This is a genomic window from Streptomyces sp. NPDC000404 (assembly GCF_040300365.1).
GTDB classification, from domain to species: Bacteria; Actinomycetota; Actinomycetes; order Streptomycetales; family Streptomycetaceae; genus Streptomyces; species Streptomyces ramulosus.
Map to the genome: position 1 here is coordinate 36,875 of NZ_JBEPDN010000003.1, position 23,730 is coordinate 60,604.

Annotated in this window: 24 protein-coding genes and 1 tRNA gene; 12 read left to right on the top strand and 13 right to left on the bottom strand. The window is 70.2% G+C overall.

The genetic code is table 11. The features are described from left to right. Window position 1 precedes the first annotated feature (1 nt). The 5 genes from ABT345_RS05970 to hemL all read right to left on the bottom strand — a co-directional run bounded on the left by ABT345_RS05970 (window position 2) and on the right by hemL (window position 5,039). Entirely contained in the window at window positions 2-763 is a 762-nt protein-coding gene (locus ABT345_RS05970) for a cytochrome c biogenesis CcdA family protein (RefSeq protein WP_345088550.1), read from the bottom strand. Between the two features lie 4 nt (window positions 764-767). Then, window positions 768-1,379 carry a TlpA family protein disulfide reductase gene (locus ABT345_RS05975; RefSeq protein ID WP_345088548.1) on the bottom strand — a complete coding sequence of 204 codons (612 nt, stop codon included), beginning with the start codon at window positions 1,377-1,379 and terminating at the stop codon, window positions 768-770. A 122-nt stretch (window positions 1,380-1,501) separates the two neighbouring features. Next, a complete protein-coding gene (locus ABT345_RS05980) occupies window positions 1,502-2,722 on the bottom strand; it encodes a polysaccharide deacetylase family protein (RefSeq protein WP_345088546.1) in 1,221 nt (406 codons plus the stop codon). 229 nt (window positions 2,723-2,951) lie between these two features. Further along, window positions 2,952-3,632 (bottom strand): histidine phosphatase family protein, encoded by a 681-nt coding sequence (locus ABT345_RS05985; RefSeq protein ID WP_345088544.1) that lies wholly within the window; start codon window positions 3,630-3,632, stop codon window positions 2,952-2,954. Between the two features lie 99 nt (window positions 3,633-3,731). Next, window positions 3,732-5,039, bottom strand: a complete 1,308-nt coding sequence (gene hemL, locus ABT345_RS05990; protein WP_345088542.1) for a glutamate-1-semialdehyde 2,1-aminomutase — start codon at window positions 5,037-5,039, stop codon at window positions 3,732-3,734. A 325-nt stretch (window positions 5,040-5,364) separates the two neighbouring features. Between hemL and ABT345_RS05995 the strand changes: the two genes are divergently transcribed. The 4 genes from ABT345_RS05995 to ABT345_RS06010 all read left to right on the top strand — a co-directional run bounded on the left by ABT345_RS05995 (window position 5,365) and on the right by ABT345_RS06010 (window position 7,938). After that, on the top strand, window positions 5,365-5,916 hold the full coding sequence (locus tag ABT345_RS05995; protein WP_345088540.1) for a hypothetical protein: 552 nt from the start codon (window positions 5,365-5,367) through the stop codon (window positions 5,914-5,916). A 96-nt stretch (window positions 5,917-6,012) separates the two neighbouring features. After that, entirely contained in the window at window positions 6,013-6,348 is a 336-nt protein-coding gene (locus ABT345_RS06000; RefSeq protein ID WP_345088538.1) for a YnfA family protein, read from the top strand. Window positions 6,349-6,591: 243 nt separating this feature from the next. Then, window positions 6,592-7,353 (top strand): SDR family NAD(P)-dependent oxidoreductase, encoded by a 762-nt coding sequence (locus ABT345_RS06005; protein WP_345088536.1) that lies wholly within the window; start codon window positions 6,592-6,594, stop codon window positions 7,351-7,353. A gap of 177 nt (window positions 7,354-7,530) precedes the next feature. After that, window positions 7,531-7,938 carry a peptidoglycan-binding domain-containing protein gene (locus ABT345_RS06010; RefSeq protein ID WP_345088534.1) on the top strand — a complete coding sequence of 136 codons (408 nt, stop codon included), beginning with the start codon at window positions 7,531-7,533 and terminating at the stop codon, window positions 7,936-7,938. A 64-nt stretch (window positions 7,939-8,002) separates the two neighbouring features. On the opposite strand, the gene ABT345_RS06015 is transcribed toward ABT345_RS06010, so the two are convergent. The 4 genes from ABT345_RS06015 to ABT345_RS06030 all read right to left on the bottom strand — a co-directional run bounded on the left by ABT345_RS06015 (window position 8,003) and on the right by ABT345_RS06030 (window position 10,873). Next, window positions 8,003-8,755, bottom strand: a complete 753-nt coding sequence (locus tag ABT345_RS06015; RefSeq protein WP_345088532.1) for a PP2C family protein-serine/threonine phosphatase — start codon at window positions 8,753-8,755, stop codon at window positions 8,003-8,005. Window positions 8,756-8,981: 226 nt separating this feature from the next. Next, window positions 8,982-9,431, bottom strand: coding sequence for a hypothetical protein (locus ABT345_RS06020; protein WP_345088531.1), 450 nt, complete (start codon window positions 9,429-9,431; stop codon window positions 8,982-8,984). A gap of 157 nt (window positions 9,432-9,588) precedes the next feature. Then, entirely contained in the window at window positions 9,589-9,993 is a 405-nt protein-coding gene (locus ABT345_RS06025) for a hypothetical protein (RefSeq protein WP_345088529.1), read from the bottom strand. Window positions 9,994-10,174: 181 nt separating this feature from the next. Next, entirely contained in the window at window positions 10,175-10,873 is a 699-nt protein-coding gene (locus tag ABT345_RS06030; protein WP_345088527.1) for a TetR/AcrR family transcriptional regulator, read from the bottom strand. A 350-nt stretch (window positions 10,874-11,223) separates the two neighbouring features. On the opposite strand from ABT345_RS06030, the gene ABT345_RS06035 reads away from it, so the two are divergent. Together ABT345_RS06035 and ABT345_RS06040 are read left to right on the top strand one after the other, a co-directional pair. Continuing rightward, complete coding sequence (locus ABT345_RS06035) at window positions 11,224-12,822, top strand: MFS transporter (RefSeq protein WP_345088525.1); 1,599 nt, start codon at window positions 11,224-11,226, stop codon at window positions 12,820-12,822. Window positions 12,823-13,059: 237 nt separating this feature from the next. Continuing rightward, window positions 13,060-13,560 (top strand): ricin-type beta-trefoil lectin domain protein, encoded by a 501-nt coding sequence (locus ABT345_RS06040; RefSeq protein ID WP_345088523.1) that lies wholly within the window; start codon window positions 13,060-13,062, stop codon window positions 13,558-13,560. 256 nt (window positions 13,561-13,816) lie between these two features. Here the strand turns inward: ABT345_RS06040 and ABT345_RS06045 are convergent, their stop codons facing one another. Beyond that, the gene (locus tag ABT345_RS06045) at window positions 13,817-14,017 is read right to left on the bottom strand and encodes a DUF397 domain-containing protein (RefSeq protein WP_345088521.1); all 201 of its coding nucleotides are present in this window, start codon (window positions 14,015-14,017) and stop codon (window positions 13,817-13,819) included. Between the two features lie 14 nt (window positions 14,018-14,031). Beyond that, complete coding sequence (locus ABT345_RS06050; protein WP_351320998.1) at window positions 14,032-14,847, bottom strand: helix-turn-helix domain-containing protein; 816 nt, start codon at window positions 14,845-14,847, stop codon at window positions 14,032-14,034. A 217-nt stretch (window positions 14,848-15,064) separates the two neighbouring features. Between ABT345_RS06050 and ABT345_RS06055 the strand changes: the two genes are divergently transcribed. From ABT345_RS06055 to ABT345_RS06065, 3 genes are all read left to right on the top strand, one after another. After that, on the top strand, window positions 15,065-15,337 hold the full coding sequence (locus tag ABT345_RS06055; protein WP_345088517.1) for a hypothetical protein: 273 nt from the start codon (window positions 15,065-15,067) through the stop codon (window positions 15,335-15,337). A 65-nt stretch (window positions 15,338-15,402) separates the two neighbouring features. Further along, window positions 15,403-15,503 (top strand) — tRNA-OTHER (locus tag ABT345_RS06060). A gap of 36 nt (window positions 15,504-15,539) precedes the next feature. Beyond that, window positions 15,540-15,749 (top strand): hypothetical protein, encoded by a 210-nt coding sequence (locus ABT345_RS06065; protein ID WP_345088515.1) that lies wholly within the window; start codon window positions 15,540-15,542, stop codon window positions 15,747-15,749. A 799-nt stretch (window positions 15,750-16,548) separates the two neighbouring features. Here the strand turns inward: ABT345_RS06065 and ABT345_RS06070 are convergent. Beyond that, window positions 16,549-17,742 carry an RtcB family protein gene (locus tag ABT345_RS06070; protein WP_345088513.1) on the bottom strand — a complete coding sequence of 398 codons (1,194 nt, stop codon included), beginning with the start codon at window positions 17,740-17,742 and terminating at the stop codon, window positions 16,549-16,551. 169 nt (window positions 17,743-17,911) lie between these two features. Between ABT345_RS06070 and ABT345_RS06075 the strand changes: the two genes are divergently transcribed. Next, entirely contained in the window at window positions 17,912-18,850 is a 939-nt protein-coding gene (locus ABT345_RS06075; protein ID WP_345088511.1) for a hypothetical protein, read from the top strand. A gap of 201 nt (window positions 18,851-19,051) precedes the next feature. Then, window positions 19,052-19,879, top strand: coding sequence for a DUF3558 family protein (locus ABT345_RS06080; protein ID WP_345088509.1), 828 nt, complete (start codon window positions 19,052-19,054; stop codon window positions 19,877-19,879). Between the two features lie 87 nt (window positions 19,880-19,966). Here the strand turns inward: ABT345_RS06080 and lysS are convergent, their stop codons facing one another. Beyond that, a complete protein-coding gene (gene lysS, locus ABT345_RS06085; protein ID WP_386460833.1) occupies window positions 19,967-21,721 on the bottom strand; it encodes a lysine--tRNA ligase in 1,755 nt (584 codons plus the stop codon). A 176-nt stretch (window positions 21,722-21,897) separates the two neighbouring features. On the opposite strand from lysS, the gene argS reads away from it, so the two are divergent. Further along, a complete protein-coding gene (argS, locus tag ABT345_RS06090; RefSeq protein WP_345088505.1) occupies window positions 21,898-23,676 on the top strand; it encodes an arginine--tRNA ligase in 1,779 nt (592 codons plus the stop codon). The last annotated feature ends 54 nt before the right edge of the window (window positions 23,677-23,730 follow it).

The window sequence follows — 23,730 nt, forward strand, 5'->3', positions numbered from 1 at the left end:
TTCAGATCCCAACGGTGGAGCTTTGCGTCCAGCTCTGCAGCCCGGACATCATTCCGTCCCAGACGCCGGTGACCAGGAGGATGCCGAGCGCGACCATCATGCCGCCGCCGATCCGCATCACCCACACGTAGTGGCGCTTGACCCAGCCGAACGCGCCGAGCACCCGGCGGAACGCCAGCGCCACGGCGATGAACGGCAGGCCCAGGCCCAGGCAGTAGACGACGGTGAGCAGCGCGCCGCGCGGGGCGCTCGCCTGGCTGAAGGCGAGGGTGTTGACGGCGGTGAGGGTGGGGCCCAGGCACGGCGTCCAGCCGACGCCGAAGAGCGCGCCGAGCAGCGGCGCGCCGGCCAGGCCCATCGCGGGCTTCTTGTGGAAGCGCACCTCGCGCTGGCCGAACCGCTTGAGGACACCGGCGAAGGCCAGCCCGAGCAGGATCATCAAGGCGCCGAGGACCCGGGAGATGATCTCCTTGTTCTCCTGGAGCCGCTGCCCGAAGTAGCCGAAGAGCGCGCCGCCGGAGACGAAGACGGCGGTGAAGCCGAGGACGAAGAGGAGCGCGCCGGCGAACATCCGGCCGCGCTTGGCCTCCGCGAGGTCGGTGCCGGTGACGCCGGTGACGTAGGACATGTAGCCCGGTACGAGCGGCAGCACGCAGGGCGAGAAGAAGGAGACGAGGCCGCCGAGGAGCGCGAGGGGCACCGCCGCCAGCAGGGCGCCGGACATGACGGTGTCGTTGTACGCGGCGGCGGCGAGCGTGGTCACAAGATCACTTCTCGGCGATCAGCGGCTTGATCATCGCGCGCAGATCGTCCTCGGCGAGCGGGCCGAGGGAGCGCGCGGCGATCTTTCCGTGCCGGTCGATGACGATGGTCGACGGGATCGACTGCGGGTTGAGGCTGCCCTTGGGGAAGCGGAGCATCAGCTTGCCGGTCGGGTCGAACAGACTCGGGTACGGCATCTTGTGCTGGTCCTCGAAGCTGGTCGCCTGCGTCTTGTTGTCGCGGGTGTTGATCCCGACGAACTGGACGCCCTGCTTCTCGGTGTCCTTGGCGACCTTCGCGAAGTTCGGCGCCTCCGCGATGCACGGGCCGCACCACGAGCCCCAGACGTTGAGGACGACGACCTTGCCCTTGTATTCGGAGAGGCCGAGCTGCTTGCCGTCGGTGGTCTCGCCCGAGATGTCCGGCACCTTCTGGCGGTCGGCCGCGGCGACCCGGGCGATGCCGTTCTTGCCCTGGACGAACCGGGTCTGCGAGGAGCCGCCCGAGGTGCCTTCACCACAGGCGCTCAGCGTCAGCGACGCGAGCACCGTCCCTGCGGCGAGCAGGGTGAGGCGACGGCGGCCGGTGAGGCGGCGTGGGGCACGGCAGGCACTCATGTGAAAAGTTTCGCATGGGCGGATTCCGGATCTTTGGCGCCCCCCTCACCCGACCGATCCGGCCACGAAAGGCCATGTCACGGCCGTGCGCGACCCGCCGGACGGGCCGCGCACGCACCGCGTCAGGCAGCGCCGAGGTAGCTCTTCCAGCCGCCGGTCGGCTGCTGGCCGACCTGGAGCGCCTGGAGCTTGGCGAGGATCGCGGGGTCCTGGGCGTCGAGCCAGTCGGTGAACTGCCGGAAGGAGACCATCCGCACGTCCTTGTTCTGCTCGTTGGCGATGTGCTTGAGCGCCTCCTCGACGGCGTCCATGTAGACGCCGCCGTTCCACTCCTCGAAGTGGTTGCCGATGAAGAACGGCGCGCGGTTGGTCTCGTACGCCCGCTGGAAGCCGGAGATGTACGAGTCGGTGGCCTGGCGGCGCCAGGCGGGGTAGTTGGCGGACGGCGCACGGGTGGAGTTCTTCGACTGGTTGGCGAGGATGTTGTAGTCCATCGACAGCACCTCGAAGGTGTGGCCGGGGAACGGGATCTGCTGGAGCGGGTAGTCCCAGATGTTCCCCTTCTTACGGGGCCACATCTGGAGGCCGCCGGGCGAGCTGGCGTCGTAGCGCCAGCCGAGCTTCTCGGCGGTGGGCAGCAGGTTCTCCTGCCCGAGGAGGCAGGGGGTGCGGCCGCCGGTCAGCTCCTTGCGGTAGTCGAAGGGGAGCGGCTCCAGGTCGGTGAAGCCGGTGTTCGTCCGCCACTTGGTGACGAAGTCGACGGCCTGGTCGATCTCGGAGCGCCACTGGTCGGGCGTCCAGTTCTTCACCGTGCCGGAGCCGGCGCAGAAGTGGCCGTTGAAGTGGGTGCCGATCTCGTGCCCGTCGAGCCACGCCTGCCGGACGTTCTTGAGCGTCACCTTGATGTGCTCGTCGCTGAGGTAGCCGATGTCGGAGGCGCCGGGGGCGTTGTTGGGCGGGAGGTAGAGGTGCTTCTTGCTCTCCGGCAGGAGGTAGAGCCCGGAGAGGAAGAAGGTCATGGCCGCGCCGTGGTCCCGGGCCAGTTGCAGGAAGCGCGGGAAGAGGCCGTTGCCGACCTCGCCGGCGCCGTCCCAGGAGAAGATCACGAACTGCGGTGGCGTCTGGCCCGGTTCCAGCCGCTCGGGCGCCTTGGGCTGGTTCGGCTGGCGTCCGTAGTCGGCGGTCGAGCCGTCGCCGATGAGCTTGGGCCGCGCCTGGATCGCGTTCTTCACCCGTTGTTTGTCGGAGGCGGTGTCCGAACCGGCCGAGCAGCCGGCGACGCCCAGCGCCGCGGCCGCCCCGATGCCCATTCCCAGCAGGTTCCGCCGACTGATTGCGCGCATAGCGTCGTCCCCATCCGTGCTCGCCGATTTCAATATCCATATAAATGGACAATCGGTTAGATGGCCCGACGAACAAGGGGGTTCCGTGCTATTCGGTTATTTCTCATGACTTTCGACACATCTGGCGAGTCATCCTTGACAAGCCGTCAGCCCGCCCGTGGCGGCGGCGGCCCCGCGAACGGCAACGGGGCGGCCCCCGGCGGGGCCGCCCCGAGCAGATCCGCTCCGGTCACGCGCCGAACGCCTTGGCCTTCCCCTTGACCGGCTTGGCACCCGCCAGCAGATGAGACGGGACGAGGTCCCGTGCCGGTTCGCTGTAACCGACGGAAACAATCTTGTCGCCCTGGAACGTGAAGGACGTCAGGGACGCCAGCGTGCACTGCCGCCGCCGCGGGTCGTGCCACAGTCGCCGCCGCTCCGCGAAGCTCCGCACGATCCAGATCGGCAGCTGGTGGCTGACCGCCACCGCCTCGTGCCCGCGCGCCGCGTCCCGCGCCGCGCCGAGCGCCGCCATCATCCGGACGACCTGCTCGATGTACGGCTCGCCCCAGGACGGGCGGAACGGGTTCGTCAGGTACTTCCAGTTGCCCGGCTTCTTCAGCGCGCCGTCGCCGACGCCGAACGTCTTCCCCTCGAAGACGTTGGCCGCCTCGATCAGCCGCTCATCGGTCGCCGTGGTCAGCCCCAGCGCCGCCGAGATCGGCGCCGCCGTCTCCTGCGCACGCTCCAGCGGCGAGGCGACGACATGCGTGATGTCGCGGTCCGCGAGGTGCTCGGCGACCCGGTCGGCCATCTTCCGGCCCAGCTCCGAGAGGTGGTACCCGGGGCGCCGCCCGTAGAGCACGCCCTCGGGGTTGTGCACCTCGCCGTGCCGCATCAGATGCACGACGGTGAAGTCTTCGCTGCTCATGTCACCCATTCATTCAGTCGTCGGTCCCAGGACGCGCCGCCCCGCCGGGGGCGTGCGGCCGACCGGTACGCGCCGGCCGGCCGCACCTCGCGCGCCGGCTCAGGCGGTCGCCTCGGCGGCGGCCCGCGCGGCGGCGGGCAGCGCGGCGGCGATCCGCTCCACCGCGGCGGCGTCGTGCGCGGTCGACACGAACCACGACTCGAACGCGGACGGCGGGAGGTATACGCCCTGGGAGAGCATCGAGTGGAAGAACGCGGTGAAGCGGAACGACTCCTGCGCCTTCGCCTCGTCGTAGTTCGTCACCTCGGCGTCGGTGAAGAACACCGAGAACATGTTGCCCGCCACCGAGACGCGGTGGGCCACGCCCTCCTTGGTCAGCGCCTCGCCGACCAGCGCCCGCACCTCGGCGGAGACCGCGTCGACCTTCTCGTACGCCGCGTCGTCCAGCAGCCGCAGCTGCGCGACGCCCGCCGCGGTCGCGATCGGGTTACCGGACAGGGTGCCCGCCTGATAGACCGGGCCGACCGGCGCCAGGTGCGCCATCACGTCGGCGCGGCCGCCGAACGCCGCCGCCGGGAAGCCGCCGCCCATCACCTTGCCGAACGTCATCAGGTCCGGGGTGACCCCGTCGATGCCGTACCAGCCGGCCTTGGAGACGCGGAAGCCGGTCATCACCTCGTCGGAGATGTACAGCGCGCCGTTGGCCGCGCAGAGATCCTTCAGGCCCTGGTTGAAGCCGGGCAGCGGCGGGACGACGCCCATGTTGCCCGCGGACGCCTCGGTGATCACACAGGCGATCTCGCCCGGGTGCGCCGCGAACGCCGCCCGGACCGCCTCGATGTCGTTGTACGGCAGCACGAGCGTGTCGCCCGCCTGCGCGCCGGTCACGCCCGGGGTGTCCGGCAGCCCGAAGGTCGCCACGCCCGAACCTGCCGCGGCCAGCAGCGCGTCCACATGGCCGTGGTAGCAGCCGGCGAACTTCACGACCTTGGCCCGGCCCGTGTAGCCGCGCGCCAGCCGGATCGCGGACATCGTCGCCTCGGTGCCGGACGACACCAGCCGCACCTGCTCGACCGGCGCGATCCGCGCGACGATCTCCTCCGCCAGCTCCACCTCGCCGGCACCGGGCGTGCCGAACGACGTACCGCGCGCGACCGCCTCCTGGACCGCCGCGATCACCTCGGGATGGGAATGTCCGAGGATCATCGGTCCCCACGAGCACACGAGGTCGACATACTCGCGACCGTCGGCGTCCGTCAGGTACGGGCCGGTACCGGACACCATGAACCGGGGCGTACCGCCCACGGCCCGGAAGGCCCGCACCGGCGAATTCACGCCACCGGGCGTCACCTGGGACGCACGGTCGAACAGCGACTGCGAAACAGGGGCTTCATAAGGAAAAGTCACAGCGATCCTGACCTGCATATACGGGGGAAAGGGCGGCGCCACACGGACACGGCCCGGCTGACAGCGGTGCGGGAGACCCTGGCGCACGACCGGTCCGGCCCACGCCGTCCCTTATCCGTACCCCGGAAATCCTCCCGCTCCGGGCCGGGCGTCAGCCCCCGCGCGTCTGCGAAACTGGGGCATCGTACGAATGGGTCACGCCACCCATGGTCTCAGAGGCGCGCGGGGGCGTGCGGCGGGGCGGTTTCGTGCGCCCGTGACGGGGGAGATTCTGAGACGATGATCGGGTTGCGCGGCTGAGGCTGCGAGTGGTCGGGTGGGAGATATGCATCGCGGTGGCGGACTGGGCGAGGGGACCGATGACCGGGGCCCTGAGCGCGCCCAGCGCGGCCGCCACCGGCGCGACGGGATCCAGGGTGGGGACAGCAGAGGCGGCCGCATGGGGGTGACGTACAAGTACTTCGGGGCGCCCAACGGCGCCACCGCTGCCCGCGTCCCGATCTCGATGCGTCCCGAGGAGCTCGGCGGCGACGAGCTGGGCATGGGCGGCATGTTCACCAAGATCAAGCCGGAGACCATGGCCGCCATGGTCCTCACCGGCATCGAGGGCGTCCCGCTGCACAAGGTCCCGCCGCTCGAACTCGTCGTCCTCCACCCCGACTACGCGGTGGTCAAGCTGCCGATGACGGTCGTCGACCCGCTGCGCGGCATCGGCGAGGAGTCCGTGGGCGCCGCCGCGTTCATCTGGTCCACCGTCCCCGACCGCGGTGGCCCGCGCGACGCCTACACCGTCTACCAGCTGCTGCACGAGTGGCAGGACTTCAGCCACCGCCTCCACGAGGCGGGCCACCAGGCGTACTGCCTGGTGTGGCCGTGATCCCGCTGCGTCCGTAGGACCGGCGCCCCAGGCGGGCGCGCCCACCCGAGGCCCGCCCGTGCGGGCCGGTGCGGGACGCCTTCTACGCTGGGGCGCATGCTGATCGCCCGTTCCGTGCTGCTGTTCGTCCTCGCCGCGCTCTTCGAGATCGGCGGTGCCTGGCTCGTCTGGCAGGGCGTGCGGGAGCACAAGGGCTGGCTGTGGATCGGGGCGGGTGTCATCGCGCTGGGCGTCTACGGTTTCGCCGCCACCCTGCAGCCGGACGCCGAGTTCGGCCGGATCCTGGCCGCGTACGGCGGGGTCTTCGTCGCGGGCTCCCTCGCCTGGGGCATGGTCGCCGACGGCTACCGCCCCGACCGCTGGGACGTCGTCGGCGCCCTCATCTGCCTGGCCGGCATGGCCGTGATCATGTACGCGCCCCGGGGCCGCTGACCTCGGAGCCGGAGCGCCGCGCGTCCCGGGGACGTAGCCCGGCCCGGGACCCCGCCCCCGTCCTCAAGACCGCCCCGGGCCGGCGCCCAACACCCCACCCCGGCAAGCCCGCTGACCGCCCGTGGGCCGCGTCTCACCCCTCGGCCTCGCGCTCCGCGCGCAAGATCGCCGCGCATATCCTGGACTACCCACCGTGCGCCCGTCGTCGCATCGGGTGCAGCCGTCCCGTCCCAAGGAGTGCGCATGACCGCCGAGGAGCGCGCCGTCGCCCGTACCGCCGTCGTCACCGGAGCCAGCAGCGGTATCGGCGCCGCCACCGCGCGGCAGCTGGCCGACGCCGGGTACCGCGTGGTGCTCACCGCGCGCCGCCGGGACCGCATCGAGAAGCTGGCCGCCGCGCTGCCGAACGCCGAGGCGTACGTCCTCGACGTCACCGACCGGACCGCCGTCGAGGCGTTCGCCGCCTCCCTCGACCGCTGCGACGTCCTCGTCAACAACGCCGGGGGCGCGCTCGGCGCCGACCCGGTGGCCACCGGCGACCCGGCCGACTGGCGCGCCATGTACGAGGTCAACGTCCTCGGCACGCTCCACATCACCCAGGCGCTGCTGCCCGCGCTCACCGCGTCCGGCGACGGCACCGTCGTGGTCGTGTCGTCCACCGCCGGGCACGGCACGTACGAGGGCGGCGGCGGGTACGTCGCCGCCAAGCACGGCGAACACGTCCTCGCCGAGACGCTCCGGCTGGAGCTGTGCGGTCAGCCGGTCCGCGTCATCGAGATCGCGCCGGGCATGGTGAAGACCGAGGAGTTCGCCACCACCCGGTTCCGCGGTGACACCGCGAAGGCGGCGAAGGTCTACGAGGGCGTGGCCGAGCCGCTCGACGCCGACGACATCGCCGAGACGATCGCCTGGGCCGTCGCCCGCCCGTCCCACGTCAACATCGATCTGCTGGTGGTCCGCCCGCGCGCCCAGGCGTCCAACTCCAAGGTCCACCGCACCTCCTGAAGTCACCGGCACGCCCTCCCGGCACGCCGCCGCGCGGCCGCCGGGAGGGCGGTTCGGGCTACCCCGGCGGCCGCTCACAACGTCCGCACATCCCACCCACAGAAAGATCACCATGAAGATCAACATCGGGGCCCACCAGGCCACATGGAATGCGCGTCGCGGGGAACGGGGACAGGCGTGAGTACCTTCCGTATCCCCCTCCCCCGTATCCGCCGCTCCGGCCGCGCGCTCAAGCGGGCCGCCGTACTGACCGTCGCCGCGGGCGCGCTGACCACCGGCCTCTCCGCCGGCCCGGCCTTCGCCGCCATGGGCGACAACCTCGTCGACACCCCCGCCGCCTGCGCGTTCTACGAGGGCCGCCAGACCACCTCCTTCGGTGATCAGGGCGACCGCGTCTCGCAGATCCAGTGCCTGCTGGCCAACCGCAAGTACCTGGGCTGGAACCGCCTCAGCGGCACCTTCGACGCGCCCACCCTCGTGGCCATCGTCAACTTCCAGCGGAACTACGGTCTGGTGCCGGACGGCGCCGTGACCCCCGAGACCTGGAACGCGCTGTACCACGCCGGTACCGTCGCCGCCGGCTGATCTCTCCCGTCCCACCCCGTAAGGGCCGTCCTCGGACGGCCCTTACGGCTGTCCGGGGCCGCTTTCAGTCCAGCCCGCCGATGCCGACCAACGCCAGGGTGATGTTGTCGGGGCCGCCCGCCTCGATCGCGGCCTTCCACAGCGTGAACGCGGCCTTGCTGTTGTCGTCCGCGTACCGGCGCAGCACCTCGTCGATCTCGTCCTCCGGTACGGGGTCGGTGAGGCCGTCGGTGCAGATCAGGTAGCGGGCGTCCGGGGTGTGGGGGATGGCGGTGACATGCGGGACGACGGGGGTGAAGCGCAGGCCGCCGCCCAGGGACTGGGTGAGGAGCGAGGTGGTGCGGCGCCCGTGGGACAGCGGCGGGTTGTCGTCGACGCTGAGCCGCCGCGGCCCGTCCGGTCCGGCGTCGATCACCCGGCTGTCGCCGACGTTGAAGGCGAGGACGGAGTCCGCCAGGGCGACCACGCCGGCGACGGTGGTGCCCATGGTGGCCAGTGCGCGGTTGCGGTCGGCGGCGTCGTAGACCGCGCGGTTGCAGACGGCGAGTGCGTCGCGCAGCGCCTCTTCGGAGGTCAGCGAGGCGCAGGCCAGGGAGAGTTGGCGGACGGTCAGCTCGCTGGCGACCTCGCCGCCCGGTTGGCCGCCGATGCCGTCGGCGACCGCCACGACCAGCGGATGGCCGAGCGGGAAGACCAGGGTCTGCGGGTTCTCGGTGACGGTTCCGCAGAGCGTCCACGGGCCGGCGACCAGAGAGTCCTCGTTCTGCTCACGGACCAGCCCCGTGTGGCTCAGCGCGGTCACGGTGACGTACCGCATCGGCACACTCCCCGCCGCCCGCCCCCGTTCGGGCCGCCTCGACGTCGCTGCTGCCCCGAGACGCGCCTGCCGCACGCCTCCCCTCCATTGTGTGCCCGGGCCCGGCGCCCGCGCTTGGCGAGGAGCCGCTACCGGACCGGGAGGAGCCGATATCGGGGCGGGGAGGGGCGGAACGGGCGGCGGAATTCCTTGTGTGGCGCGCTGTGCGGAAATTCCGTTCAGCGTCTCACGATGCGGGGCACGCGGCCGGGGTCAGCGGCGGAACGGGATCCAGGAAAAGCCGCCCGTCGCTCTTTGCGATATCCCAGGTCATACAGAGATGCGGGGCGTGCAGCTGCACCTGCTTTTCACCCAGCCGGGAAACGGAGACGTCCCGGGCGCGCCCGGCGTCCTTCACCTTTTCGACCAGGGATTTCGCATAAGCATCGGCGCCGTCGCCATTGACATAACGGGCCAGGCTTTCCGCATCGCCCTTGTGCAGATATTCCGCGACGCCGGAGGCGAGCCGCTGCGGCGATTCCGCGCCGGGGTCGGGCTCCTTCGCGATGCCGACGACCACGACGGCGATCCACGCCGCGAACAGGGCGAGACCGAGCGGGAGGAGGAGACGGCTGCTTTTTCGCTTGGCCTCCCGGGGCTGCGTCGTCGGCGTCGCGCTCTTCCGGGCTGTCAGCATCTGCCCTCCTCGTGTCACCTGCTCCGGGCGCCTGGCGGCGCATGGGCGGAAGCCGCCCGGCGGTGGATGCGGCCCACCCACCGCCGGGCAAGACTACCGGATCACATTCCGGTCAGAAGCACCGGCTCAGAAGCGCCGGCTCATCCGCGAATCGTGCTCATTTGTGAATCTTGATGCACGCCTTGGTGCCCGGGTACTTGCTCCAGTAACCGCACATCACGGTGTTGTTCGGGAAGCTCTTGTTGATGGTTTTGGTGACCGTCTTGTTCTCGACGCGGCGGGCGCTGACGGTGGCACCCGTCCACTTCCATTTCCCCGCGGTGACGACCGGCTTGTCCTTCCAGGCGCGGTTGTTCGACTTCTTGTCGAGGGTGAATTTGTTGACCTTGAGCTTGGTCCCCGTGACGTCGAGGCAGACGGAACCCGAACCGTCGGTGGAACCGGGATTGCCGGTGCACCCCTTCGCCGAAGCGGCGGCCGGCGAGGTGGCCAGCGCCAGCAGCGACACACAGCCCACCATGGCGCTCGCCGCGAACCGCGTACGCCGCATCCGGTCTGTCATGACTTCTCCCCTGTAGTGGTGCGTTCCCTCGTTGCGAGCAGCGCGACGCCGCGTCAGCCGTACGGAATGCCCGGTGGGCTGACGCGGCGCCAGATGCTCTCGTCACTTTTTACTACAGAGATGTAGAGGAACGCCTCCGGTATCGCGCGGAGCGCACCGGCCGGGGCGGGCGGCCGAAGGCTCAGGCGCCTTTCCCCCGTCGCGCCAGATCGGCGGCGATGCCGTCCAGGACACCGGCGAGACCCGAGACGAACAGGGCGTCGAGATCCCAGGGATCGGCGCCGGCGCGCATGGCGCGGGCCAGCCGGGGATACGCCCCCGGTTCGTACAGCGGGTCCTGTGCGTGGTCCAGGTCCTTCGCACCCTCTCCCGTGGCCGCCTTCGACTGCCGCTCCGCCTCCGCGTCGCCCACGAGGGTCAGCGCCACACCTTGTACGTAGGAGGCGAACAGGAACATGTACCGGAAGGCATCGGCCGGTTCGAGGTCGAGCCCGTCGAACGCGGAGAGGGCGCTTTCGCTGTCCGCCGCGAGCGCCGGGCTGAAGTACGCGCGGGTCGTCACCATGACTCTCGGCAGGATCCACGGGTGGCGGTGGTACAGGTCCCAGTCGCGATGGGCGGCGCGTTCGAGGCCGTGACGCCAGTTGCGCGGTGGCGAGTCGGGCAACGGCACTTCGGCCATCGCGGCTTCCACCATCAAGGCCACCAGATCGTCCTTGGACGCCACATGCCGGTACAGGGACATCGTGCCGGTGCCCAGCTCCATGGCGACCCGGCGCATCGACAGCGCGTCGAGCCCCTCCGCGTCCGCGACGGCGATCCCGGCCCGCACGATGCGCTCGACGGTCAGATGCCGTCCGCCGTCGTCGCCCTCCGGCACGCGAGACGGCGCCTCCTCCTTGCGCGTCCGGTAGGCCCTCGCCTGGCACGCACGGGAGCAGTAGGTCCTCGGCCGCCCCCGCCCCGCGGGCTCCAGCGCCTCTCCGCACGACGCGCATGTCGGCTGCACGGACATCATCACTCCCCTTTTCGTCACACTCGAACGTGTGACGAAATCCTAGCCCGCCAGCGGCGTGCGCGCATCCACTCACCCCAAATCAGCAGGTCAAAAAACGATTGCCCTGCCCGCGCGCACCTTCGTACGCTGCCTGGCATCATCGACGCGTACGACGTACGCATCCATCTTGGTCATCACGACCAGCCGGAATCTTGCGTGAATCGGGAGAGGGCATGACCGAACAGGAAGCACGAGCCGGCGCGAGGGAGTGGGCCGGTCTCGCCGTCCTGGTACTGCCCTGCCTGCTGGCGTCCATGGACATGTCCGTCATGTTCATCACACTCCCGTCCCTGGCGGCCGACCTCGGCCCGAGCGGTTCCGAGCAGCTGTGGATCATGGACTCGTACGGGTTCCTCCTGGCCGGACTGCTCATCACCATGGGCACGCTCGGTGACCGCTTCGGACGGCGGCGGGTGCTGCTCGCAGGCGCCGCGGCCTTCGGCGTCGCCTCCGTCCTGGCGGCCTTCTCGACCAGCCCCGGGACGCTCATCGCGGCCCGCATGCTCCTCGGCGTCGCCGGAGCCACGCTGGCGCCGTCCACGCTCTCCCTGATCCGGAGCATGTTCCACCACGCCGCGCAGCGGGCCACCGCGGTCGGCATCTGGACGGCCGGATTCGCCGGCGGCGCCGTGCTCGGCCCGATCATCGGCGGCCTGCTCCTGGAGCACTTCTGGTGGGGATCGGTCTTTCTGATCAACGTGCCGGTGATGGTCCTGCTGCTGGTCCTCGGCCCGCTGCTGCTCACCGAGCACCGCGACCCCGAGCCCGGCCGTTTCGACCTGCTCGGCGCCGCCCTGTCCCTCGTCTCCGTGCTCAGCATCATCTACGGCATCAAGGCGATGGCCGAGCACGGCCCCGGGTGGCTTCCCGTGGCGTGCTGCGTCGCCGGGCTCGCCGTGGGGGCGGCGTTCCTCCGCCGCCAGCACAGGGCCGCGCACCCGATGATCGACATGAAGCTGTTCCGCACCCGCCGGTTCACCGTGCCGCTGTTCATCGACGCGCTGGCGACGTTCGGGCTGGTCGGCTTCTCCCTGTTCAACTGGCAGTTCATGCAGCTCGTCCTGGGGATGGGCCCGCTGGAGTCGGCCCTGTGGTCCCTGCCGACCTTCCTCGTGATGCCCCTGGGGATCGCGCTGGCCACCGCGCTCGCGCCCCGGATCGGCAAGCGGAACGTGATCGCCGCCGGGCTGCTCGTGGCGACCGCCGGCTACGTCCTGCTGACCCTGCTCCAGGCCGATTCGGGCATCGTCCACCTCGTCGTCGGAATGGCCGTCGTCTCGATCGGCATCGGCGCCGTCTCCGCCGTCGTCACCGAGGTGATCCTGTCCGCCGCACCACCGGAGCGGGCCGGGGCGGCCTCCGCCATGGCCGAGACCTCGGCCGAATTCGGCGGCGCGCTGGGCATCGCGATCCTGGGCAGCATCGGCACCACCGTCTACCGCTCGGAACTGGCCACCACGGCTCCCGGCGCCCTCACGCCCAAGGAACTGGAGGCCGCGCAGAGCACCCTCGGCGGCGCGGTCGAGACCGCCTCCGCCCTCCCGGAGGGCACCGCCGAGTCCCTGCGGAACGCGGCCTTCGACGCCTTCGCCCAGGAGGCCCGGATCGCCTCGGTGGTCAGCGCCGTCCTGATGGCCGGGGCGGCCGTCCTCATCGCCACCCTGCTCCGCACCGGGCGCACCCGGCCCGGGCCGGACACCTCCGAGTCCGCGGCGGAGCACCACGACGGTGACCGGGCGGCGGACGCGCCCTCCCGGGCGGTCTCGCCCTGAACGACGCTCAGGACCAGGCCCTGTTTCCGTGCAGACGTACGGGAACGGGGCCTGCGCCGCTTCGCAGGAGCGAGCAGGCCCGCGGACCGGTGGACGTGTTGATCCGCTCCAGCGACAGCAGCGGCCAAATCGCCGGTATCGGCCCGTTCCGCAGCGAGACTGGCGCACGCATCCGGAGGGCACGGGCGTCCGGCCGTCGGTCCCGGTCCCCGGCCGAAGAGAGTGCGGGAGCCAACCATGAAGAAGAACACGAGAGCCAGGGCCGCCGTCCTGGTCTCCGCCGGGTTCGTCCTCGCGAGCACCCTGCCGGGCCAGGCGGCGGCGCAGTCCGGGCAAGTGCTGGAGAACGTCGCCAACCCGGGATACGTCCTCGACAACGACGCCGGCGGCGGGGCGGACTCGGCCGTCCTGACCTACCGGCGCAACGGCGGACCCAACCAGCTCTGGGACGTGAGCCCCGAGAAGGGCAACCCCGTTCAGCTCAGACAGCGGATCGGCGGGCGGGAGCTGTGCGCCGCCACCGTGTTCAACGGCATCGCCGACGTCTCCATGCAGGACTGCGAGAGCAGTGGCGGCGTATCGCACTGGCAGGAGATCCAGGTGGGCGACAACCGGTGGGTCTACCGCAGCTCCGCCCAGCACAAATGCCTCGCGGCCACCCGGCTCGACGCACCGGCGGGCCTGGTCGACTGCGCCTTCGGAGACCAGGAACAGCAGTGGGTCAAACGGGCGGGGTGAGGCCGCGGGCCTCGCCCCGGACAACGCCCCGGGCCTGGAGGAGGCCAAGGCCCTCCGGGCCGACGGTTGGCGCCTGGTGGTGGACCGAAGCGGCTTCAGCCGGCCCCTCCGATCAGCACACCCATCCGACGCAGGGCACTCCGCACCACGGCCCTCACCCTGCACCGCTTCGTAGCCCGCCCTTCCTACGCAGAAGCCCCGCCACTCCGCAGGGGAAGAAGTGGGCGGGGCTTCCGTACGTGCTCTTGGGCGCCTGTCAGCTGTGGGACTTGGCGACAGCTACCAGACCGGCCCACGCATCGGCAGTCAGAGTGAGGTTCGGTCCGTCCGGCACCTTGCTGTCCCGGACCAGGACCTCACCGGTGGCGGCCGCATACTCCGGGGCCCACTCGACGCAGGAACCGCCGTTGTTGCTGTAGGAGGATTTGACCCAACGTAGGGTCACGGGATCAGTCATCACGGCGTACCTCTTCATAGCTGGTTGATCATGTCTACAGACTCTGCCTGCGACAGAGAGACGGCCTGTAGTTGATGGTAGGCCTTCACCAGCGGCAGTACGGAAGTGAGTACCCGGTCCAACTGCCCTTGCGTTTGGGACTCTACGTAGGAGATCACTGACCGGTCTGGCAGCGTCAGCAGGTTTACCAACCGGTCAAGGGTGCGGTCCTCACCGATGGCGTAGGGCGCGACCTGGAGCATGGTGTTCGGTTGCTCTGCGAACTGCACCAGGCTCTGTAGCTGCTCGGCCATCACGGCCGCGCCGCCGATAGGGCGACGGACGCAGCTTTCGTCTAGCACCACTATCACCAAAGGCGGTTCACGGCGTGCTAGTGCAGCCTGCCGCTTCATGAGGGACGAGACGCGTTCCTCGGCCTGTTCGCGCGTGATGACTCCTCGCTTGACGGAGCTATCGGCCAGCGCTTGTGCATACGCCTGTGTCTGGAGCGGGCCAGGCACCAGGCCAGATTCAAACAGCCGGATCTCTGCGGCCGTCTTTTCGTGTTTGACGTACTCCGGGAATCCCTCCAGCAGGTTGCCGTGTTTGATCTCGTGCCACTCGCGTGCGAACAGGTCTCCGGTTCCAAGGGCCCGGTCGGCACTCATCGCGAACGGTCGAGTTGGTGGTCTCCGGCCAGTTTCGACGGCGGAGACGTGCGATCCGGTGCACCCGATGCGCTCACCCAACTCATCCTGATTCCACCCCCGTTCGTCTCGTAGCCTGCGTAAACGATCTCCGAAGCGGGCTGCGAGTGAGGCTTCGGGGTTCAATTCCTTGCGATTCACCATGGTCAACCTCAACTCATCAATCGGGATTCCCTAGTTGATGGGCGCTCCGACTCTAGTCCACGCTGAGGCACCCCGGTAGCGGAACGGTTACGGAGAGCCAGGGAGGCGGCACGGCGATGAGCGGTAGCACCGAGGATCTGAGCGACAAGAACGCCGAGCGGAACAAGCGGTCGCACGGCAGCAACGGCGGGAAGAAGAGCGACGGACAGGGACGGCCGTGCTGAGGGTGATGCTGCGGCTCCTCGCCGACGCCCACGACGGCGAGCCTTCCGCACCCGTGGTCGAGACCGACGACCCAGGCATCCTGTGCCCCATGTCGTCGCACGACCTGAAGCAGCAAAGCGAGACCGTCTACCGGTGCGACGAGCACGGGGTGACGCTGATTCTGCACGCGACCGACCCCGCCCCTGATCTGCCGCCGCGTCCAGAACGAGCCCCGTTCGCGCCGACACCCCGTGCCGGACGCCACCGTCGGCCCGACGGGGCGTAGCCCCGAAGACTCCGCCCCCGCCGGTCATCAATCCGGCTCCCCCGCCACGGTGGGGGCGGACCCCACCCCTGGTAGCTCAGTCAGGAAGAGCACCCGGCGACGCACGTATTGATGACAGGACCGTGCCTAGCGGGAGACCCCGGTTCGAGTCCGGGCAGGGGGACCACCGCCCTCGGCGGATGACCACCCCATGGAGGTATCCATGCACCCCCACCTCGCCCCCGAGACGACGCCCCGCGCCGGAACCGTCGGCGAAGACGACACCAGCGTTCACGAACTCACCGACACCGAAACCCCGCGCCCCCGGTGCGGCGCCGGCGACGGCGAGCGCATCACCGAATGGCTGCGGGCGGTCAACTGCCCGGACTGCCTGACGCCCCCATCCCCTTTCCGGCCGTCGCCCCCGAATTGACGGCACGGAAAGGCCGCCGGGCCGGGTCATCCCGGCGGGAGCGGGGCCGCCCCGCCCACAGGGCAATAGGTGGGGCGGCCCCGTAGCAAACCGACCGGTGAGCCTGCCGGAGAGCGCCCTCCGCCGTCATGGAAGGCGGTCCGCATCCCTTGCCCGGTCACCCGCAGGCGCGCTGACCAGCACCAGTTGTGCCGACCAGCACCGCACGCCACGATGCCTGTCTGCATTCAAGAGAACACGAGGAGTAATGGCGTGCGGCAGCCTCCCTCATGCCCCGACCCCCGCTGTAACGGCGCGGTGTTGTGGAAGGACACCAGCACCACCGCCAGCGGTGAAGACCACTGGTTCTGGTGGTGCGGGTCCTGCAAGCGCACATGGAAACCGGCCGGCGAACAACTGGAGGAGTTTCGCTATGGGCCATCAGGAAGACGGAGCCATCGGCTGCACTGAGACCCCGGGATGCCCGGGGCGAAAGCCCGTCCTCTACGTGTACGACGACGACGGCAACTGCATGGCCCAGCACATGAGCCCGTGCCTCGTGTGCGGTAAGTAGCACCACTGCGGCCCCGCCCGAGTGCCCACGCGGCCACCGGGCGGGGCCGTTGCGCTTCGTGACTGCCTGGCTTCAGGTTCGAACGGACCCAAAGGCAGCCCCTCCGCGTGCCAGATCCGTGCCGGATGGAGCGGTGAAACGCGGCCGAGAACGGTCACTCACGGGCACACCGAAACCAGGAACACCGAAGGCCCCCGACCTGAATTTCCCCAGGTCAGGGGCTGTTCGCCGCGCGAAGCGGCCCCCTCACCCCTTCACGCAGACAACCTGCTTCAGCTTGGCGACGACCTCCACCAGATCCCGCTGCTGCTCGATGACCTGGCCGATCGGCTTGTACGCGCCCGGGATCTCGTCCACGACGCCGGAGTCCTTGCGGCACTCGACACCAGCCGTCTGCTGCTCAAGATCCTTCGTCGAGAAGCGCTTCTTCGCGGCGTTCCGGCTCATCCGGCGGCCGGCGCCGTGCGAGGCGGAGTTGAAGGACTTCTCGTTGCCCAGGCCACGGACGATGTAGGACTCGGTGCCCATGGAGCCGGGGATGATGCCGTACTCGCCGCCACGGGCACTGATCGCGCCCTTACGGGTCACGAGCAGGTCCATCCCCTCGTAGCGCTCCTCGCTGACGTAGTTGTGGTGGCAGCTGATCACCGGCTCGAAGACCGGGCGGGCCTTGCGGAACTCCTTGCGGATGACGTCCTGGAAGAGGGCCATCATCACGGCGCGGTTGTGCTTGGCGTACTCCTGGGCCCAGAAGAGGTCGTGGCGGTAGGCGGCCATCTGCGGGGTCTCGGCGATGAAGACGGCGAGGTCGCGGTCGACAAGGCCCTGGTTGTGCGGGAGCTTCTGGGCCTGGCCGATGTGGAAGTCGGCCAGCTCCTTGCCGATGTTGCGGGAGCCGGAGTGGAGCATCAGCCAGACGGCGCCGTCCTCGTCGAGGCAGCACTCGATGAAGTGGTTGCCGGAGCCGAGGGAGCCCATCTGCTTGGTGGCGCGGTCCTGGCGGAAGTGGACGGCCTCGGCGACGCCGTCGAAGCGGGACCAGAAGTCGTCCCAGCCCGCCGTGGGGTAGCCGTGCAGGGCGCCGGGGTCGACCGGGTCGTCGTGCATCCCGCGGCCGACGGGGATGGCCTGCTCGATCCGGGAGCGCAGGCGGGAGAGGTCCTCGGGCAGGTCGGCGGCGGTGAGGGAGGTCTTGACGGCGGACATGCCGCAGCCGATGTCGACGCCGACGGCGGCGGGGCAGACCGCGCCGTGCATGGCGATCACGGAGCCGACGGTGGCGCCCTTGCCGTAGTGGACGTCGGGCATCACGGCCAGGCCCTTGATCCACGGCAGGGTGGCGACGTTGCGGAGCTGCCGCATCGCGACGTCCTCGACGGTGGACGGATCCGCCCACATCCGGATCGGGACCTGCGCACCGGGCAGCTCGGTGTACGACATACCTTCCTCATTCCCCCGAAAAGACATAGAACGCAAAACGCGGACCATCCATGTGATGCTGGACGGTCGACCGGCGTGTGCGGCAGAACGTGCGGTAGACATTGTGTCCATCGCCCGCCTCCCGGCGGCAACCGGATTTCCCGGGCATTCGCAGGAAGGAACCCCGACGATGCAGCGCAGGTCGTTCGTCCCCACGGCCGCCTTGGCGGCCGCCGCGGCGCTGACCGTCGGCCTCGCCGGCTGCTCGGGCGGCTCCTCCGCCACGGGCGCCGGTGACGCGAAGGGCGGCGACCCGGCGGCGCTGTCGCAGTCCGGCGAGCCGGGCCGCTACTCCTCGCTCCCGGACGCGTGCCGGCTGCCCGCCAGGTCGACCGTGCGCGGCATGCTCCCCGGTGACGGCAAGCGCCTCTCGGGCGAGGAGGCGTCGCAGGTCTACGGCGGGCAGGCCGATGTCACCTACGACACCGACCGCCGCGTCGGCTGCCGCTGGAAGCGCGAGACCACCGCCGGCACCCGGCATCTGACCCTCGACATCCAGCGGGTCGTCTCGTACGACACGAAGGTCAGCGACGAGGACCGGGCGCGGGAGATCTACGGGGAGAAGGCGCAGGCCGCGGGCGTGCCGCAGGAGGGCACGGAGTCCGCGCCGCCGAGCGAGGCGCCGAGCCCGTCCGCGAAGCCCGGGAAGGGCGGCACGTCCGGCAAGGACGCCAAGGGCAAGAAGGCGGACGGCGCCGGGGAGACCGAGGCGCGGAAGGCGGCGGGCGACGGCGCGGACGCCGCGGTGACGGACGGCGGGGCCGGCGGGAAGGGCAAGGACGGCGGCAAGGGCGGCAGGGCCGGCACCCCGAGCGATGCGCCGTCGGCCGGCACCACCGCGCACATCTTGGACGACCTCGGCGACGCCGGTTTCCTCCGGGACGCGCTGGCCACCGCGGACTCCGGTGTGCACCGCGACATCACTGTGGTGTTTCGCACGTCGAACGTGGTCGTGACGGTCACCTACGACCAGTGGTCGACCGACAAGACGCGGGTGCCGGAAAGCCAGGAACTGCAGGACAAGGCGCATGCGCTGGCCGAGGAGCTGGCCGACTCCCTCAGCGAGTAATGCGCCTTTTACGGTTAATGATCCTTCTGTCGGATTGTCACCGAACAGTCCGTTTCTGCCGGTGATCTCCGGGACGAACCCTCCGCGCGCCGCGTAGGGTCTGTCGCCGTACGCCCTGGTCCGGACAGCGCCGGTGCCGTACGTTCCGGCGCACCGGAACGGCCCTGATGTGCCGGAACAACGACGAACAGCGAAGGAACCATGCACCGTTCATCCAAGCGACTCGCCAGCATTCTCGCCTGCGCGGCCGTACCGGTGATGCTCGTCGCCGGTTGCTCCGAATCCGGCTCGAAGGACGCCGCCGACGCCTCGGACTCCGCGGCGCCCGCCTCCTCCGCCGCGAAGCCGTCGCCGAGCCTGGCCCCGGCGAAGTACGCGAAGCTGCCCGACCCGTGCACGGTGTTCGCCAACGGCACCCTCAAGCAGCTGCTGCCCAAGCCGAAGAACGACGCCGGCGAGAAGGGCAAGACCTCCGACCCGAACGCCAGCGCCACCTGCTCCTGGTACAGCTCGAAGTCCGAGGGCGTGGACGGCAGCCAGTTCCGCTGGCTGGACGTCAGCTTCAAGCGGTACGACTCCGAGGCGGCGGTGAACGCCACCGGCGAGAAGCGCGCCGAGCAGTTCTACGCGAAGCAGGTCGACCTGGCGAAGGCCACCAAGGACGCCACGAAGGTGAAGTCCGGCGCGGTCGACGGCGTGGGCGATGCCGCGACCTGGGTCACGTACAACCTGAAGAGCAAGGGCAACGACTACCGCAACCAGACGGTCGTGGTCCGCGCCGACAACATCGTGGTGACGCTGAACTACAACGGCGCGGGTCTCGCGGGCGGCGACACCCCCGACAGCAGCGATCTGCTGAAGGACGCCGAGAAGGCCGTGAAGGAAGCCGTCGAGGCGGCCGCCCCGGACGCCTCGCAGAGCGCCACCGGCAAGGCGACCGACGAGGCCAAGAAGGACGACAAGAAGGACGGCGCGTCCGACGCGAAGGACGGCAAGGACTCCAAGGATTCCAAGGACGCCAAGAGCTGATCCGGTACCGGTCCGGTACGCGACTGCGCCCGCCGCCCCCTCGGGGACGGCGGGCGCAGTCGTGTGCGTACCGCGGACGGTCCGGCGTCAGCCGCCCAGCAGCGCCCGGACGCGGTCGGCGCCGACCGCGAGCAGCAGGGTGGGCAGCCGCGGGCCGGTGTCCTTGCCGACCAGCAGGTGGTACAGAAGCGCGAAGAACGTCCGCTGGGCGACCTTGATCTCCGGCGGCAGCTCCTTCGGCGTGGCGTCCGCCGCGAACCCGGCCTGCACCTTCGGCACGCCGTACACCAGGTGCGTCAGGCCGTCCAGCGACCAGTGATCGTCGAGCCCGTCGAGCAGCAGCCGCAGCGAGGCGCGCGCCGCGTCGTCCAGCGAGCCCAGCAGCTCGGCGTCCGGCTCGGCGCGGACGACGGTGCGCTGATCGGCCGGGACCTGGCTGGTGATCCAGTGCTCGGCGCGGTCCAGACGGGGCCGGACCTCGTCGAGCGAGGTGACCGGGTTGGCCGGGTCCAGGTCGCTGAGGATGCGGCGGGTCTGCTCGTCGTGGCCGGCGGTGATGTCGGCGACCGAGGCGAGCGTGCGGTACGGCAGCGGGCGCGGCGTCTTCGGCAGCTCACCGGCGGCGGTGCCGACGGCGCGGGCGTAGGCGGCGGCGTCCGCGGGAAGCACGGAGCCGTCGGCGACCTTGGCGCCGAGGCGGTCCCACTCGTCGTACAGCCGCTGGATCTCCTGGTCGAAGGCGATCTTGAAGGACTGGTTGGGACGGCGGCGGGCGTAGAGCCAGCGCAGCAGCTGCGGCTCCATGATCTTCAGCGCGTCGCCCGGGGTCGGCACGCCGCCCTTCGACGACGACATCTTGGCCATGCCGCTGATGCCGACGAAGGCGTACATCGGGCCGATCGGCTGCGCACCGTCGAAGATCCCGACGATCTGGCCGCCGACCTGGAACGACGAGCCCGGCGAGGAGTGATCGACGCCGCTCGGCTCGAAGATCACGCCCTCGTAGGCCCAGCGCATCGGCCAGTCGACCTTCCAGACCAGCTTGCCGCGGTTGAACTCGCTGAGCTTGACCGTTTCGCCGTGGCCGCAGACGCAGCCGTACGTCAGCTCGGTGGTGGCGTCGTCGTAGGCGGTGACGGTGGTGAGGTCCTTGCCGCACGCGCCGCAGTACGGCTTGTACGGGAAGTAGCCGGCGCTGCCGGCGCTGCCGTCGTCCTCACCGGCGGCGCCGGAGCCCTCGGCCGCCTCCAGCTCCGCCTCGTCGACGGGCTTCTGCGACTTCTTGGCGGGCGCCTTCTTGGTGCGGTACTGCGCGAGGATCGCGTCGATGTCGCCGCGGTGCTTCATCGCGTGCAGGATCTGCTCGCGGTAGACGCCCGAGGTGTACTGCGCGGTCTGGCTGATGCCGTCGTACTCCACACCCAGCTCGGCGAGGGCGGCGGTCATCGCGGCCTTGAAGTGCTCGGCCCAGTTCGGGTACGTGGAGCCCTTCGGCGCCGGGACGGAGGTCAGCGGCTTGCCGATGTGCTCGGCCCAGGACTCGTCGACGCCGTCGACGCCCGCGGGGACCTTGCGGTAGCGGTCGTAGTCGTCCCAGGAGATCAGGTGCCGCACCTGGTGGCCGCGGCGGCGGATCTCGTCGGCGACCAGGTGCGGGGTCATGACCTCGCGGAGGTTGCCGAGGTGGATCGGGCCGGAGGGCGAGAGGCCGGAGGCGACGACGACCGGTTTGCCAGGCGCGCGACGCTCCGACTCGGCGATGACCTCATCCGCGTAACGGGAGACCCAGTCGGCTGTCTCGGTGCTCTGAGCCACGGTCGGCCCTTCCTTTTCTGCGCTCACGGCGCTCTTCGCGCAGGCACTGCGCTTGATCGCTCACGGTTGCTCTGCCGGGCACACCCCGGCGCTCCCATTCTCCCAGACGGAAAACCGATGGAACCGCCGTGGGATACTGACCGGCAAACCCTTTACCGTCAGATCAACTTCCCTGATCGCCTCCAACGGAACGGCAGCACCCCATGGCTTCGGTCCCTTCCCTCGCAGCTACGGTCCACCAGCGCGTCGCGGACGCCCTCTCGGCAGCCCTGCCGGAGGCCGGCGCCGCCGACCCGCTGCTGCGACGTAGCGACCGGGCCGACTTCCAGGCCAACGGCATGCTGGCGCTCGCGAAGAAGCTGAAGGGCAACCCGCGGGAGCTGGCCCAGAAGGTCGTCGGGGAGATCTCCGCGCCCGAGGTGATCAAGGACATCGAGGTCTCCGGCCCCGGCTTCCTCAACATCACGCTCAGCGACGAGGCGATCGTGACGACGCTGGCCGCCCGCGCCGCCGACGACCGGCTGGGCGTCCCGTACGCCGAGCGGCCCGGCACGACGGTGATCGACTACGCGCAGCCGAACGTCGCCAAGGAGATGCACGTCGGCCACCTGCGGTCCGCGGTGATCGGCGACGCCGTCGTGCAGATCCTGGAGTTCACCGGCGAGAAGGTGATCCGCCGCCACCACATCGGCGACTGGGGCACCCAGTTCGGCATGCTCATCCAGTACCTCATCGAGCACCCGCAGGAGCTGGACCACCAGGCGGGCGCGGCGCCCGAGGAGGTGTCGCAGCAGGCCGGTGAGGCGGCGATGTCCAACCTCAACCGCCTCTACAAGGCGTCCCGGGCGCTCTTCGACTCCGACGAGGAGTTCAAGGACCGGGCCCGCCGCCGGGTCGTCGACCTCCAGGCGGGCGACGCGGAGACCCTCGCGCTGTGGCAGAAGTTCGTGGACGAGTCGAAGATCTACTTCTACTCCGTCTTCAACAAGCTCGACATGGAGATCCACGACGCCGATGTGGTCGGTGAGTCGGGCTACAACGACATGCTCACCGAGACCTGCCGCCTGCTGGAGGAGTCGGGCGTCGCGGTCCGCTCCAACGGCGCGCTCTGCGTCTTCTTCGACGACATCAAGGGCCCGGACGGCAACCCGACCCCGCTGATCGTCCAGAAGTCCGACGGCGGCTTCGGCTACGCCGCCACCGACCTCTCCGCCATCCGCGACCGCGTCGGCAACCTCGGCGCCGACACCCTGCTGTACGTCGTCGACGCCCGGCAGTCGCTGCACTTCAAGATGGTCTTCGAGACGGCGCGCCGGGCGGGCTGGCTGACGGACGGCACCACCGCCCAGCAGCTGGCGTTCGGCACGGTGCTCGGCGCGGACGGCAAGCCGTTCAAGACCCGCGCGGGCGAGACGGTGCGGCTGGTCGACCTCCTCGACGAGGCGATCGACCGGGCGGCGTCCGTGGTCCGGGAGAAGGCCCAGGACCTCACCGAGGCGGAGATCACCGAGCGCGGCGGCCAGGTCGGCATCGGCGCGGTGAAGTACGCGGACCTCTCCACGTCCGCCAGCCGCGACTACAAGTTCGATCTGGACCAGATGGTCTCGCTGCACGGCGACACCTCGGTCTACATCCAGTACGCGCACGCCCGGATCAAGTCGATCCTGCGCAAGGCGGGCGAGGCGCGGCCGGTCGCCCACCCGGAGCTGGCGCTGGCCCCGGCGGAGCGGGCGCTCGGTCTGCACCTGGACCAGTTCGCGGAGACGGTCGCGGACGCCGCCGCCGAGTACGCGCCGCACAAGGTGACCGCGTACCTCTACCAGCTCGCGTCGCTCTACACGACCTTCTACGACCAGTGCCCGGTCCTGAAGGCCGAGACGCCCGAGCAGGTCGAGAACCGCCTCTTCCTCTGCGACCTGACCGCCCGCACCCTCCACCAGGGCATGGCGCTGCTGGGCATCCGCACCCCCGAGCGCCTCTGATCCGCCCCGCGCCCGCCCCGGCGCACCGAACGGCCCCGGCTCTCCCGCCGGGGC

What these genes read in the sequence shown, in the direction of transcription:
- ABT345_RS05975 (WP_345088548.1), bottom strand. Translation starts at nt 1,379, where the DNA reads ATGAGTGCCTGCCGTGCCCCACGCCGCCTCACCGGCCGCCGTCGCCTC.
- ABT345_RS05980 (WP_345088546.1), bottom strand. Translation starts at nt 2,722, where the DNA reads ATGCGCGCAATCAGTCGGCGGAACCTGCTGGGAATGGGCATCGGGGCG.
- ABT345_RS05985 (WP_345088544.1), bottom strand. Translation starts at nt 3,632, where the DNA reads ATGAGCAGCGAAGACTTCACCGTCGTGCATCTGATGCGGCACGGCGAG.
- ABT345_RS05995 (WP_345088540.1), top strand. Translation starts at nt 5,365, where the DNA reads ATGCATCGCGGTGGCGGACTGGGCGAGGGGACCGATGACCGGGGCCCT.
- ABT345_RS06000 (WP_345088538.1), top strand. Translation starts at nt 6,013, where the DNA reads ATGCTGATCGCCCGTTCCGTGCTGCTGTTCGTCCTCGCCGCGCTCTTC.
- ABT345_RS06005 (WP_345088536.1), top strand. Translation starts at nt 6,592, where the DNA reads ATGACCGCCGAGGAGCGCGCCGTCGCCCGTACCGCCGTCGTCACCGGA.
- ABT345_RS06015 (WP_345088532.1), bottom strand. Translation starts at nt 8,755, where the DNA reads ATGCGGTACGTCACCGTGACCGCGCTGAGCCACACGGGGCTGGTCCGT.
- ABT345_RS06020 (WP_345088531.1), bottom strand. Translation starts at nt 9,431, where the DNA reads ATGCTGACAGCCCGGAAGAGCGCGACGCCGACGACGCAGCCCCGGGAG.
- ABT345_RS06025 (WP_345088529.1), bottom strand. Translation starts at nt 9,993, where the DNA reads ATGACAGACCGGATGCGGCGTACGCGGTTCGCGGCGAGCGCCATGGTG.
- ABT345_RS06035 (WP_345088525.1), top strand. Translation starts at nt 11,224, where the DNA reads ATGACCGAACAGGAAGCACGAGCCGGCGCGAGGGAGTGGGCCGGTCTC.
- ABT345_RS06040 (WP_345088523.1), top strand. Translation starts at nt 13,060, where the DNA reads ATGAAGAAGAACACGAGAGCCAGGGCCGCCGTCCTGGTCTCCGCCGGG.
- ABT345_RS06045 (WP_345088521.1), bottom strand. Translation starts at nt 14,017, where the DNA reads ATGACTGATCCCGTGACCCTACGTTGGGTCAAATCCTCCTACAGCAAC.
- ABT345_RS06050 (WP_351320998.1), bottom strand. Translation starts at nt 14,847, where the DNA reads ATGGTGAATCGCAAGGAATTGAACCCCGAAGCCTCACTCGCAGCCCGC.
- ABT345_RS06065 (WP_345088515.1), top strand. Translation starts at nt 15,540, where the DNA reads ATGCACCCCCACCTCGCCCCCGAGACGACGCCCCGCGCCGGAACCGTC.
- ABT345_RS06070 (WP_345088513.1), bottom strand. Translation starts at nt 17,742, where the DNA reads ATGTCGTACACCGAGCTGCCCGGTGCGCAGGTCCCGATCCGGATGTGG.
- ABT345_RS06075 (WP_345088511.1), top strand. Translation starts at nt 17,912, where the DNA reads ATGCAGCGCAGGTCGTTCGTCCCCACGGCCGCCTTGGCGGCCGCCGCG.
- ABT345_RS06080 (WP_345088509.1), top strand. Translation starts at nt 19,052, where the DNA reads ATGCACCGTTCATCCAAGCGACTCGCCAGCATTCTCGCCTGCGCGGCC.
- argS (WP_345088505.1), top strand. Translation starts at nt 21,898, where the DNA reads ATGGCTTCGGTCCCTTCCCTCGCAGCTACGGTCCACCAGCGCGTCGCG.